Origin of the sequence: Shewanella submarina, from assembly GCF_042646185.1 — a bacterium.
Lineage (GTDB): Bacteria > Pseudomonadota > Gammaproteobacteria > Enterobacterales > Shewanellaceae > Shewanella > Shewanella corallii.
This window is the reverse complement of sequence record NZ_JBHRTD010000007.1, coordinates 1-12828: the sequence shown is the minus strand read 5'-3', so window position 1 is coordinate 12828 and position 12828 is coordinate 1. Positions and strand designations below refer to the sequence as shown.

Genomic DNA, 12828 nt, shown 5'->3' with positions numbered 1-12828 from the left:
GCTAGACTGCCGGAGTTCGCAGTATTTGTAACGAGTAATCAGATGGATGTGACCCGCTTCAGTTTTCCTTATGGTGAATCAATTCAGTGGTTTTCGCCAGCAAAAGCGGAAAATTTACCTTCATCTCCCCTCTATGACTGGCTGCTGTCAAAAGACAGTCTGACCGCAAAATTAAAGCTCTGCTGCCGGGACTTTTCCGTCGAACTTGTCGGTGAGCAGTGGCATCAGGGTCAAACAACCCGCTACTGGACCCGTGAAGTCCTGCTCTATCTGGACAATGTGCCCTGGGTATTTGCCAGCACACTTATCCCGGAAACCCTGATGCAGGATGATGAAACCGGCCTGCAAACTCTGGGAAACCGTCCTCTGGGTGAACTCCTGTATTCAAGTAAAGCATACACTCCCGGCGAGATAGAAGTGGCAAAATTTGACTCCTGTGTGCGACTTGAGCAACTGACCCAAAAGCTACAGCAGCGTCAGCAAGAGCCACTGTGGGGGCGCAGACGTTATTTCGACTATCAGGGACAAACCCTGATAGTCAGTGAAGTGTTCCTGCCCGCGGCGGTGGATGCCATTCAACAGCAATAATTGAATTGCTGTTGATCACTATCAATTGGTTATTCCCTGTGGCTTGAAGCACACTTTTATTTCCGCCTCAGTTGCGAATGATTTTCACTACTGACCAGCGTAAATTGTGCTGCTATAATGTGCGGCCTTTCTTTCTCTGTGCCCCGTGGGTTCCATGCTGTATTTATTTGCCAGTTGCATTGCCTTACTTATAGGCCCTTTGTTTTACCGCTATTTTTCCTCTGGAAGCGGTCTGCAAAAAGGCTTGGATGGCTTTATTTTTGTCTCCCTCGGCGGCCTGGTACTGGTACATATCCTGCCGGAACTCCTGCATCACGGTGGGTTCCTGTCACTACTGTTTGTGGTACTTGGACTTTGGGGGCCCACCGCCAGTGAGCGCCTGTTTCACCGCTACTCAGAGATCACCCATAACCTGACACTGGCATTGGGTATTGGTGGCCTGCTGCTGCATACACTGACAGACGGCGGCGCCATGGTACTGGCTCAGCAGGAAGGTAACTCTCCGCTGTTGGCGCTGGGTGTCATTCTGCACCGCTTGCCCGTGGGCCTGGCTATCTGGTGGCTGTTGAAGCCTCAGGTCGGTACCAAATGGGCCAGTCTGGTTATTGTCGCCATGATGGTACTGACCTCTGTAGGCTACTTTGCCAGTGCCCAACTGCTCAGCCAGCTGAGTATTGATAACACTGTCTACTTACAGGCCTTTGTAACAGGTTCTATTCTGCATGTGGTGCTGCATCAGCCCCATGGTCAGCATGACCCGGATCGTCAGGGTAAGTTTGAGTATCAGGCAGGTATAGGCAGTCTGTTGGGTATTGGACTGCTGGCGCTTCTGTTGCTGCTGGACTCAGGTGGTCACCACCATCACAGCGGCCATGAGCACAGTATCGACCAGTTGTTGTCATGGACAACCCAGGTCGCCCCGGCTCTGTTGCTGGCCTATATGCTGGCAGCGACACGTTTTTCTTTTGGTCTGACGCCGACAACAGACAAATTGCCTCTGCTCTGGTTGCAACGTCTGGCAGGTCCTGAAGCCCTGTTGGTCACCCTGTTGCTGTTGGGGCCTGAATTTATGCTGGCACAACTGCTCGGCTTGCTGGTGATTGGTGCCTGTCTGACCCTGTTTAAGGTGCAGCCAACAGATCCTCATCCAACCGGGAAGCAGAATGCACTGCAGTTTGGTTTCAGCCAACTGGTTGACCGCAGCGCCCCCTGGGTGGTTCTGAGTCTGGTGTTGGCCAACCTGATAGGTCACCCTTCTGTGCCTCTGGATCACCCCTTGATGCAGGTGCTGATTTTGATGCTGGTGTTCCTGCCAACCCGATTCTGCAATCTCGGTGGCGTTGTACTGGCGGTGTCGCTGGCATGGAGTGGCTGGTCAGACTCGGCGGTAATGCTGGCGCTGCTGGCGGCACCTATCCTGAACTGGTCGCAACTCAAATTGATGAGCCTGAAACAAAGTGCGGTATTGGTTGTTATCGTCTGTGGCTTACTGCTGATTGCCCATCAGATATTCCTGGTGAAGGAGAGCCTGATCGCTTTCCCTGAAAGCCTGCAATGGCTGGCCCTGGCCTTACTGGCATTGATCTTTGGTGCCAGTTTAATGCGCCTTGGCCCACGTAAGTTTTTGCGCCGTCTGATGATTACCAAACCTCTGGTACACGGTCATCAACATGGCCATGATCATCACCATCACTAGCAGACATTTTCCCGCTGGGATTTGTTACTAGAACAGGCTAACTTATAAGGACTTTTCCTTGTAGGTTAGCCTATGTGTATCCTCTTTATCGCCCAGAACCGCCACCCGGATTATCCCCTTATCATCTGCGCCAACCGGGATGAGTTTCATCACAGAGCCACCCAACATATGCATGAGTGGCCGGGGACTAATGGCATCAGAGCAGGCAAAGACCTTAAAGCGGGCGGAACCTGGCTGGGATTCAACGCCATGGGTGAAGTCTCTGCACTGACCAATATCCGCGACTTGTCAGCCACTCAGGAGGACAGGTTAAGCCGGGGTGAGCTGGTATTAAAGGCGCTGAAAGGCGAACTGTCCGATGACTGGCTGGCGCAACACAGCGAAAGTTACAACCCTTTCAATCTGCTCTATCAGCAGCAAAACCAACTCTATGTTTTTAATAGCAGAAGCAAAGAAAACAGCCTGATCTCAGATGGATTTCATGCGGTAAGCAATGGTGATCTTGATGATATCTGGCCGAAAATGGCCAGGGGCAAAATGGCGCTGGAACAGGCTATTGTCAGTCAACAGAGCATAACGCCTGAATCTCTGTTACCCATGATGCTGGATCAGAGCCTGCCCCCGGAAGACAGCTTGCCCAATACCGGCGTCAGCCTGGAGTGGGAGCGCAGACTATCCAGTATCTTTATTTGCCATCCTGAATACGGCACCCGTTCAACCAGTATTTTACTCTGGCACCGTTCAGGCAAACTGGAGTGTCTGGAGGTCAGGTACAACCCCAAAGGAAAGGAGCTGAGCAGGGATAAATTCCGGCTGCAACTGAGTTAGTCTGACGAGTGATCATGGGTGATCACCCACTGATCATCGATCCGCTCAACCAGTAGTGTGAACATGCCAGCGGGAGCATCTTTTATTCGTTTCAGTTGCCAGTGCCCAACCACCAGAGCCGCATAGTTGCTGAGCATCTTGATCTCATCTATCTTGAAGTTCAGTTGCCCCATAGCGGCTTTGTCGGGGTAGTTTTTACGGTAGGCATCCAGGGTAGTTTGCCAGCCATATCTGACCGTGCCATTGGACACAAAGCGTAGCTTGTCATCCTGCCAATACCCTGACATATAGCCTTCAATATTGCCCTGGTTCCAGGCTTGCTCCTGCTGCCTTAGCATGGAGCTGATGTCATCTGTCGGCACGGCCATTGCGTTCAGGGACAGCAGCATCAGCATAATGGCCCCTATGTTTAAGCACATACAATTTCTCCTTTAATCCCATGCCTTTGCACTATACCTTGGTAAACTATAGAGGTTTACCTATCAATCCTACTCAGAGAATCAGGGTTATGTTTTCCAAATTTTGTCGCTGGCTGATGAAAATGACAGGCTGGCAGTTCGAAGGGGAACTGCCATCAGACGGCAGATATATCATTATAGTGGGACCTCATACCAGCAACTGGGATTTTATTGTTGGAGTCATGGCCCGGGGAGCGCTTAACAGAAACATTCACTTTCTGGGAAAGCATCAGCTGTTTATCCCGCCATGGGGCTGGCTGTTCAAGGCCATGGGGGGCAGCCCGGTCGACCGGCGTAAAAACAATAATCTGGTGGATGCCGTCGCTCAGCTGTTTGCCGACGATCCTGAGTACAAACTGGCACTGGCGCCAGAGGGGACCCGCAGCGAAGTTAAGCGCTGGAAAACCGGCTTCTACCATATCGCCAAAAAAGCTCAGGTTCCTATCATCCCTATTGGCTTTGATTTTGGCCGCAAGACCATAGTGATCACAGCCCCACTAACACCGGGTGACAACATGGTTGAAGATATGAATCGACTGATGCAGTTCTTCCGCACCATCAAGGGCAAGAAGCCCAAAGTGATTCCGGATTTCACTGAATAAATAAAAAAAGCCTGCTAATGCAGGCTTTTTGCTTTTTGAAATCAATTATTTGTTGAGTTGCTGCTCAACCAGCTTCTGCCAGAATCCAACGCCACGCATCAGGATTCTGTCATTGAAGTCATAGAAAGGGTTGTGCAGGGCAGTACCACCACACTCACCCACGCCGTTACCTACCAGGATGTAACAGCCAGGTGCCTGACGCAGCATAAAGGAGAAGTCTTCACTGATAGTGAATGGCTCACAGGCACCGTTAACATTCTCTTCGCCAACCAGGGCGATAGCTGCCGCAGTCGCATAACCCGCTTCAGCAGCTGTGTTGATGGTCGACAGGAAGCTGTTGTTGAAGCTGTATTTGTAATCAACACCTGCAGCCATACAGTGACCAGCAACAATACGCTCGATACCTTTTTCAATCTTGGCCAGCGCTTCATCAGTAAAGGAGCGGGTATCGCCCTTGATGGTGACTGAAGATGGGATCACGTTGACTGTGCCATTGGTCTTGAATTCAGTAACAGAGATAACGGCAGTCTCGTGAATCGCGCTCAGGTGACGGGATACCAGAGTCTGGATACCCAGAACAATTTGCGAACCCACAACAATAGGGTCGGTGCCCATGTGTGGCATAGCCGCGTGGCCACCGGTGGCCAGGATCTCAATTTCAAAGGCGCTTTCGCTGGCCATCAGAGACCCCGGACGGGTCACAAACTTGCCTTCTTCAATGCCAGGCAGGTTGTGCATTGCGTAAACCGCATCAATTTTCCAGCGGGTGAACAGACCATCGGCGATCATCGCCTTGGCGCCTACGCCATGCTCTTCACCTGGCTGGAAAATAAAATAAACTGTGCCGTCGAAATTACGGCTCTTGGACAGCTCATGGGCTGCACCCAGCAGCATGGCTGTGTGGCCATCGTGACCACAGGCGTGCATTACGCCTTCATTCACAGAGGCGTGGGAGAAATCGTTCTTCTCACAAATGTGCAGCGCATCCATATCAGCGCGCAGACCGATAGAACGGTCGCTGTCGCCACACTTCAAAATACCTACAACGCCGGTTTGACCAATGTTGCGGTGTACTTCCAAACCAAAGCTTTCCAGCAAATCAGCCACCATGGCGGAGGTTTCAAACTCCTCAAAACCAAATTCCGGGTGCTTGTGAATATGCTGACGCCATTCGGTAACTTTTTGCTCGATGCACATAACTTGTTTCTCTTCTTACGATAAGCCGGTGACTGAGTCACCGGCGTTTAAAATTAAGTATTTATTACTGGCTGCGGCAAGGACGGGAAGACATCACGTCTTTTGCAGTCTCAGGCTCTGCAACTGCAGCCTGCTTTTTGCTGCCAGCTTTCATAAAGGCCATCATAGAGATGATAACTACAGCGATTGCCACCAAACGCATTGGGGTCACCTGCTCACCCAGAGCAAATACCGCCAGTACGAAGGAGGACAGAGGCATCAGGTTCAGTGCCATACCGGTACCGTCAACACCCACACGCTCCATACCATAGATGTAGATCAGGTAGCTGATACCAGAGATACCCACACCCAGAATGGTGATACACAGAATGCGCAGTGGTGAGCTGAACACGTTCAGTGCAGAGCTGAAATCAGCGCCTACCACGAACAGGTACAGACCGAAGCCCAGAGAAGCGAATACGAACTGGTGGAACATGGTCGCTACAGAGCCATACTTCTCAGCCAGCTTGGCACGGGCATAAGCCATGGTCGCGAAGCTTGCAGCAGAGCCGAAACAGATCAGGTGACCAATGTTGAAACCGTTGGTTTCAGACTGAGGGTCCATCACCAGAATCGCTACACCAAGGAAGGCGCCCAGGGCACACATCATCTGCATAACAGTGAAACGCTCGCCATGACGCAGGAAGCCCACGCACAGGATAAGAATCGGGATCAGGCCCTGGATAACGCCGTTCTCAGAGGCGGTAATGTAATCCAGAGACAGGAATGACAGGAAGCTGAAAGCGCCCTGACCTATGATACCGCAGCATGCAGCCCAAAAGATGTCGTTGCGGTTAGCCCAGTTCAGTTTGAAGTCGGCTTTCTTTTTCATCTTGCCGGTGGCCAGACCGATATTGAAGATCAGGCCCAGGGTGATAAAGGCGATGGTATAACGCAGCCATACCAGTACCTGCGGGTCCATTACTTCAAGAATAGGTGTACCAACAATCCACGGGATACCCCACAGCAAACCGATGAAAATCGCGGCCAGCCAACCTTTTTGTGTATTAGTCATCTCAGTGTTCCCTTATGTATTTTATGATTAGGGATTAATTAATTTGGTTACTTTGCTTTTTTAAGCTTTATATTTTTTATTTGCCGTTCAGCAGCTTGCCGTAGCCCGGACACTGAGCAGTGTTGCCGGTCAGGTGCATGGCGTGCCAGAACATGGCTGAGTTACTACAAACAACAGGCAGGCCGAAGCGCTCTTCAATTTCCTGGATATGGTCCAGTACACGCAGGTTGGTGCAGGACATAAATACCAGCTCAGCGTCAGAGTCTTTCAGCATGGTTTCCAGAGCCTCGAACATGGACTCTTTGGCAACCAAAGTGATATCGGTATCGCGCTCAATTCCCAGTGAGCCCAGAGTCACAACCTCGAAACCGGCATGGGTCAGCTGCTGATACAGTGGGTAGTTAACACTGGTTGGGTACGGGGAAAATACGGCGATTTTTTTCGCGTTCAGGTGGCGGAAAGCAGCCTGGGCAGCGGTCCATGGGTTGGTGGCAGGAATATCACCACGGTTTTTGGTCAACAGCTGGGCGACTTTCTCTTCACCGATAATGATAGAAGCGGAAGTACAACCAAATGCCATCACATCCATTGGCAGACCTGTCGCAATCAGATCAGATGCTTCGCTGATGCCTGTGGCGATTTGATCCAGGGCCTCTGGCGTCATTTCACTGGAGTAGTACACACGAGAACTGAACACACCAGCCTGGGTACCGAGCAGCTTGGCCCAATCCATTTCCAGACTGTGGTCAGTACTCAGCTGCACCAAGCCAATATGCACACGGTTAATACGTGGTGCTTGCTGGTGCTCCAACGGTTGTTCAAACGAAGTGAACTCTTCAAAACTCATCATAATGAGATTCTCTTGGTTAATGACGTTTTCCGGCCCCCCTCCGAAAAACGCCATGGCGGTTAAATTCAGTCGATAATCGGCAGCTCAGGGGCAGCACGGCGGCTCAGCCACTCGGCACCGTTTTCGGTGATCACAATGTTCTCTTCGTGAACCATAGACTTGCCCGGTGCGTACACCATGCCTGGCTCCAGAGTCATTACCATGCCTGGCTTAAGTACAGTGTTGTCGGTCGCTGTGTTGGATGGACGCTCAGTCAGCTCCATCCCCAGGCCGTGACCCAGACGACCTACGTCGTTACCCAGAGCGCCATTGGCTTCCAGTACTTTCCACATTGCGTTGTAGATATCAGAAGTGGTGTTACCTGGACGGGCAGCTTCAAAACCGGCAGTTGTGGCTTCATAAGTGGCGCGGTAAGCTGCTTTGGTCTGCTCGCTGGCATGGCCGAAGGCCCAGTTGCGGTCGAAGTCAGAGAAGTAACCGTCGCGTACCGCACCGGTATCGATAATCAGCACGTCGCCTTCTTCGATTACACGATCAGTTGGGCCCATGATGATGCTGTCGTAACCATCCTGGCCGGAGCCCGCGATAATGTAAGGACATTCGTCAGCGCCTTCCATCAGCATGTCGATACCGAACTGCTTACAGATTTCGCGTTCAGTCATGCCCACTTTGGCGTAAGAAGCGATCTTGTCGAAACCAACATTGGTGATACGGCAGATTTCACGGGTCTTTTCGATTTCAGCGGCAGACTTCACCTGACGCAGCTCATGGATAGCCAGAGACACGTCAACAAACTCTTTAGTTACCAATTTAGTTAGTTGCAGGTAATTGTTTACCGGCATGCGCAAATGGGACTCGATACCCAGGGTTGCACCTACGCGGCCAAAGCGAGATGGCAGGCTGTTCAGTACGCTGGCAACAATGCTGATACCATCATCTTCAGGACATGGAGACGCCCAGGTACGAATGTCTTCAACCCAGGTACCGGCCATACCGCTGGCCCCAATTTCAGGGATAACAGCAATCGGCTTGCCTTCTGCAGGCAGGATCAGGAACCATGGACGGGTTGGGCTGTGCCAGAACTGAGTGTGGAAGCCAGAGAAGTAACGAACGTTTGGCTCGGTAGTTAACACGATGGCGTCAACTTCCTTTTCGCGCATCATTTGCTGTGCTTTGGTTGCACGCATTTCAAATTCAGCAGTTGTAAATCCACGCTGCAGTATGCTTTTCATTATTACTCTCCACTTCTCACACAACTGACCTAGTTGCAATACGGGTCACAAAAGTGACCTAAAGACTCTTTAAGTCAACTATCGTTAACTGATGTGGCGAATAATACTGTTTGCTGAATTAAAAAATGTGACCTGAATCCCGTGGTCAACGTTTGTTAACCATACCCCGGTCACTTGCGCTCAAAAACATGATCACAGTCAAAAATATTGAACCATAGTCAAATTTGACTTGCCTGACGCAGCAAAAAAACGTCCCATAGTTAACGAAAGTTGATTCTAAACTTGAAATGAAATCCGGATAGGTTGAAAATACCGCCACCTAAAGTTCACAAAAGTAATCTGAAATGAGTAAAACGACAGAACGTCTGCAAAAAATGGAGTTTACCCAAAGGGATAGAGAGTTGCTGGAAGGCTACTTTCGACTGGCAGACAGTATGGCTGACCTGATCGGACCGCACTGCGAAGTCGTTATTCATTCACTGGAAAGCTTTGAACAGTCGGTAGTTAAAATAGTTAACGGTCACCATACGGGCCGTAAAGAGGGTTCACCTATTACCGACCTGGGTCTGAAGATGCTGCGCCTTTATGAGCAAACCGGTGATGTCACGCCGAAAAGCTACTTCAGTACCAATAAAGATGGCTCAATGCTGAAATCCAGCACCTGCATCCTTGCCGGTGAAGATGGCAAGCCAATCGGTATGTTCTGCGTCAACATGAACCTGTCTTATCCATTTCCGGAGATTATTAAGACACTGATGCCTGACATGTCGCAGCAACCCAACCTGGCGATTAAAGAGAACTTCAGTTCCTCAGCAGGTGAAGTGGTTGAGCAGGCACTGCAACACGCCGTCAATGACGTGGATGCCGACCCTTCAGTTAACTTGAAGGGACGTAATAAAGCTATTACCAAGATACTGTTTGATAACGGTATTTTTGAACTGAAAGAGGCAACAAATATTGTTGCCAACCATCTGAACATTACAAAACATGCGGTGTACAAGTACATCCGTGAATTTAAATCTTAATCAGCAGAGACGATTCGACTTATGAAAAACGTAATCCACACTGAAAACGCACCAGCAGCCATCGGTCCATACTCTCAAGCTCTGGCTTTCCAGAACCTGGTATTCACCTCTGGTCAGCTGCCTCTGGATCCAGCCACCATGGCTTTCCCGGAAGGCGGTATCAAAGAGCAGGCTTATCAGTCTCTGGCTAACCTGAAAGCTGTTCTGGAACAAGCTGGTGCCGGTACCGATACCGTTCTGAAAACCACTTGCTTCCTGGCTAACATGGAAGACTTCGTGGCTTTCAACGAAGTTTACACCGAAGTTTTCGGCACTGACGCGGCTCCAGCCCGTTCCTGTGTACAAGCTGCCCGTCTGCCAAAAGACGCTCTGGTAGAAGTTGAAGCGATCGCCTTCATCAAATAATTAGTTCCAAATAACAAGTTATTCCGGCTCCCCTTCAGACAAATTAGTCGAAGGGGACAGGGGTCCCTTTGTCTCTGATAAAAGTGGTTACTATGCTAAAGCTGACTCAAAACGCGTTCTTTAACGGCGAAACCTCTGCCCTGTTTACCGCACAGATCGCTGAACAAACCCGTCAATTCCATCAACAAATTGAGGGTTACAAGCCAACTCCACTGGTTTCACTGGAGCAGTTGGCAGCCCGCCTGGGCGTCAAAGCCATTCTGGTAAAGGACGAATCTTTCCGATTTGGCCTGAATGCGTTCAAAGTATTGGGCGGCTCTTATGCACTGGGTAAGCAACTGGCTGAGCACCTGGGTGTAGATATCAGTGAGATCGACCTGAAGACAGTGTCTGAGAAACTGAGCGAACCTTTGGTATTCGCCACTGCAACAGCTGGTAACCACGGAACAGGTGTTGCCTGGGCTGCCCGTGAAATGGGTCAGAAAGCTGTAGTGTACATGCCAAAAGGCTCTCCACAGGCCAGCGTAGACCGTATCAAAGGATTGGGTGCTGAGTGTATCGTTACTGATGTGAACTATGACGACACAGTACGTATTGCCAACCAGACAGCTGAAGAAAATGGCTGGATGCTGGTGCAGGACACGGCATGGGAAGGCTATGAGAAGATCCCAACCTGGATTTCTCAGGGTTACATGACCATGGCAGTTGAAGCGCAGGAGCAGGTAGAAGAGCTGGGTATCAAGCCTACTCATATCATGCTGCAGGCAGGTGTTGGTGCCATGGCCGGCGGTATTCTGGGTTACTTCGCCGACAAACTGGGCGCAGAAAACTTCAAAACCATTATCGCTGAGCCACGTGCCGCTGACTGTATCTACCGCTCAGGTAGCAGTGAGCAAGGTGATATGGTCGCAGTAGGCGGTGATCTGAGCTCTATCATGGCTGGCCTGGCTTGTGGTGAACCAAACCCTGTAACCTGGCCAATCCTGAAGCAGTGCAGCAGCTTCTTTGCTTCTGTAGAAGACAAGGTATCTGCTACCGGTATGCGTGTATTAGGTAACCCACTGGCAGGCGACACCAAGGTGATCAGTGGTGAGTCAGGTGCTGTGACTCTGGGTCTGCTGTATATGCTGGCAAGCCGTGAAGATTATGCAGAGCAGCGTCAACAGCTGGGCCTGGATAAGGACGCCGTGATTATGCTGTTCAGCACTGAAGGCGACACCAACCCTGTTCGCTACCGCCAGATCGTATGGGAAGGCATGCTGGATACAGCTAACTAATTATTCTGACTATCTTGTACCCTCCCCCCAAAGTCACCCAAGGCCCAGGCCGCGGGTGGCTTTTTCTTTTATAGCCGCTTTCGCTAACTCCCTTATGATAACTGAGCGTCCTGATTAACTGAGTTAAGCCAGGCTACAGTTGCCACCACAAAACGGGTTCCTACGCACTGCTCTGCGTTCCCTAATTTGTCTATCAAACCAAACTCAAAGCCCGTTTTCACAGCAAGTTATATGTCCGATACGGGCTCATCAGCTGGTGTAGCTAAACTCTTGTGCCTAAAGGTGATGTTCAACATTTATGCTTAATATATGCGCTGATATATCTCCAGATATCTCTTCTTCCAGTCTATTCAGATTGTTGCAGAAAGATACTGAACAGGGCTGTTAAACAAGGACCCTATTGAACAGGAATCATCGAGGACGCCAGGTCACCTATGGCCAGTGCCGCAACCCGGTGGTGCAGCCACAAGCCGACTTTCTATATTCCTTTCATCGGTTTAGGTTAGCGCGGAGCTTTAGCTAGCCGGGGCAGATTTATCCGCGGGGCCACAAGACCAAGTACAAAAACTGGATAAACGAAAATAGCCTCTACCCTCTTTATGGTAAAGAATGCAGAGGCTTTCATCTTAAGTTGGCGGGCGAGTATCGCGAAGCGATGTGCTTATGGCAGAAAGTCGTTCCTGACACTTTGTGCATTCACTACATCCATGTAGCTCAGCGAGAGGCATGGCCTTTCTCGAACATCTTCGACAACTGTTCCTGCGTTGTTCTACCTCCTGCATCCATGCAGTCGCCCCATTTAAGGCATTCAGGCTCCAGCCTATCAGATGCCGAACTGGATTGTTAAGCAGGGACGCTGTTGGGCGGGACGGCCCGCAGCACTTTCAGGAGCGTTAAATACAAAAAAGCCCCGTCATTTATGTCGGGCACGCCCAGTGGAGGCTTCGTTGTAAGTTGCGGAGCGGACGGGAGTCAACACGCACGGCCAGTGCCGCGACCTGGAGTCCGCAGGGCTCCGTCGCGGGAAACAAAACGCAAAAAGCCCCATCCGAAGATGAGGCTTTTCACTTAATTTGTGGGCGAGTGTGGCGCAGCCACAAGCTTACGGTAGAAAACCGTTCCAGACGTTTTCTACATTCTCTACATCCGTGTAGATCAGCGCGTAGCTGGGGCGGATTTATCCGCGACGCCACAACACCGAGTACAAAGACTGGATAAACGAAAAAAGCCTCTGCATTGCTGCAGAGGCTTTCATCTTAAGTTGGCGGAGCGGACGGGACTCGAACCCGCGACCCCCGGCGTGACAGGCCGGTATTCTAACCAACTGAACTACCGCTCCTTTGGGATTTCTCCCAAATTTGGGCGCTTGGCAATGACCTACTCTCACATGGGGAAGCCCCACACTACCATCGGCGCAGCTGCGTTTCACTTCTGAGTTCGGAATGGGATCAGGTGGGACCACAGCGCTATTGTCACCAAGCAAATTCTTTTTCCTACCGCCTTTGGCAGTAAGAAGTAATTTGGAAAGCTGCTTTGCTCTTTTTTAGAGCTGAGTCTCGACTTCAATCAAGTCAGTATTCTATTCAAGGTTTTAACCAGTGTTACGAAACCCTTTT

General features: G+C 50.6%; 12 protein-coding genes, 1 tRNA gene and 1 rRNA gene. 7 read left to right on the top strand and 7 right to left on the bottom strand.

Annotation, left to right across the window (positions count from 1 at the left end; translation table 11 throughout):
• Positions 1 to 42 precede the first annotated feature (42 nt).
• From ACFOE0_RS07615 to ACFOE0_RS07605, 3 genes are all read left to right on the top strand, one after another.
• The gene (locus ACFOE0_RS07615) at positions 43 to 588 is read left to right on the top strand and encodes a chorismate--pyruvate lyase family protein (protein ID WP_248937497.1); all 546 of its coding nucleotides are present in this window, start codon (positions 43 to 45) and stop codon (positions 586 to 588) included.
• A 154-nt stretch (positions 589 to 742) separates the two neighbouring features.
• A complete protein-coding gene (locus ACFOE0_RS07610; RefSeq protein ID WP_248937496.1) occupies positions 743 to 2284 on the top strand; it encodes a metal transporter in 1542 nt (513 codons plus the stop codon).
• Positions 2285 to 2356: 72 nt separating this feature from the next.
• Positions 2357 to 3112, top strand: coding sequence for an NRDE family protein (locus ACFOE0_RS07605; protein WP_248937495.1), 756 nt, complete (start codon positions 2357 to 2359; stop codon positions 3110 to 3112).
• On the opposite strand, the gene ACFOE0_RS07600 is transcribed toward ACFOE0_RS07605, so the two are convergent.
• On the bottom strand, positions 3109 to 3531 hold the full coding sequence (locus ACFOE0_RS07600) for a YybH family protein (protein ID WP_248937494.1): 423 nt from the start codon (positions 3529 to 3531) through the stop codon (positions 3109 to 3111). The genes ACFOE0_RS07605 and ACFOE0_RS07600 overlap by 4 nt on opposite strands.
• Positions 3532 to 3620: 89 nt before the next feature.
• On the opposite strand from ACFOE0_RS07600, the gene ACFOE0_RS07595 reads away from it, so the two are divergent.
• Positions 3621 to 4172: a lysophospholipid acyltransferase family protein gene (locus ACFOE0_RS07595; protein ID WP_248937493.1), complete on the top strand. Its 552-nt coding sequence runs from the start codon at positions 3621 to 3623 to the stop codon at positions 4170 to 4172.
• A 45-nt stretch (positions 4173 to 4217) separates the two neighbouring features.
• Here the strand turns inward: ACFOE0_RS07595 and ACFOE0_RS07590 are convergent, their stop codons facing one another.
• The 4 genes from ACFOE0_RS07590 to ACFOE0_RS07575 form a co-directional block, all read right to left on the bottom strand.
• Positions 4218 to 5369: a M20 aminoacylase family protein gene (locus ACFOE0_RS07590; protein WP_115139120.1), complete on the bottom strand. Its 1152-nt coding sequence runs from the start codon at positions 5367 to 5369 to the stop codon at positions 4218 to 4220.
• A 64-nt stretch (positions 5370 to 5433) separates the two neighbouring features.
• Positions 5434 to 6423 carry a DMT family transporter gene (locus tag ACFOE0_RS07585; RefSeq protein WP_248937492.1) on the bottom strand — a complete coding sequence of 330 codons (990 nt, stop codon included), beginning with the start codon at positions 6421 to 6423 and terminating at the stop codon, positions 5434 to 5436.
• Between the two features lie 76 nt (positions 6424 to 6499).
• Positions 6500 to 7273, bottom strand: coding sequence for a maleate cis-trans isomerase family protein (locus ACFOE0_RS07580; protein ID WP_248937491.1), 774 nt, complete (start codon positions 7271 to 7273; stop codon positions 6500 to 6502).
• A gap of 65 nt (positions 7274 to 7338) precedes the next feature.
• Entirely contained in the window at positions 7339 to 8505 is a 1167-nt protein-coding gene (locus tag ACFOE0_RS07575; RefSeq protein ID WP_248937490.1) for a M24 family metallopeptidase, read from the bottom strand.
• 344 nt (positions 8506 to 8849) lie between these two features.
• Between ACFOE0_RS07575 and ACFOE0_RS07570 the strand changes: the two genes are divergently transcribed.
• From ACFOE0_RS07570 to dpaL, 3 genes are all read left to right on the top strand, one after another.
• Positions 8850 to 9530: a helix-turn-helix transcriptional regulator gene (locus ACFOE0_RS07570; RefSeq protein WP_115139124.1), complete on the top strand. Its 681-nt coding sequence runs from the start codon at positions 8850 to 8852 to the stop codon at positions 9528 to 9530.
• 21 nt (positions 9531 to 9551) lie between these two features.
• Positions 9552 to 9935, top strand: a complete 384-nt coding sequence (locus tag ACFOE0_RS07565; RefSeq protein WP_115139125.1) for a RidA family protein — start codon at positions 9552 to 9554, stop codon at positions 9933 to 9935.
• Positions 9936 to 10027: 92 nt separating this feature from the next.
• On the top strand, positions 10028 to 11212 hold the full coding sequence (gene dpaL / locus ACFOE0_RS07560) for a diaminopropionate ammonia-lyase (protein ID WP_115139132.1): 1185 nt from the start codon (positions 10028 to 10030) through the stop codon (positions 11210 to 11212).
• A 1262-nt stretch (positions 11213 to 12474) separates the two neighbouring features.
• On the opposite strand, the gene ACFOE0_RS07555 is transcribed toward dpaL, so the two are convergent.
• Both ACFOE0_RS07555 and rrf read right to left on the bottom strand, forming a co-directional pair.
• Positions 12475 to 12551: transfer RNA gene (locus ACFOE0_RS07555), tRNA-Asp, on the bottom strand.
• A 25-nt stretch (positions 12552 to 12576) separates the two neighbouring features.
• Positions 12577 to 12692: ribosomal RNA gene (gene rrf / locus ACFOE0_RS07550) — 5S ribosomal RNA — on the bottom strand.
• Positions 12693 to 12828: the final 136 nt, after the last annotated feature.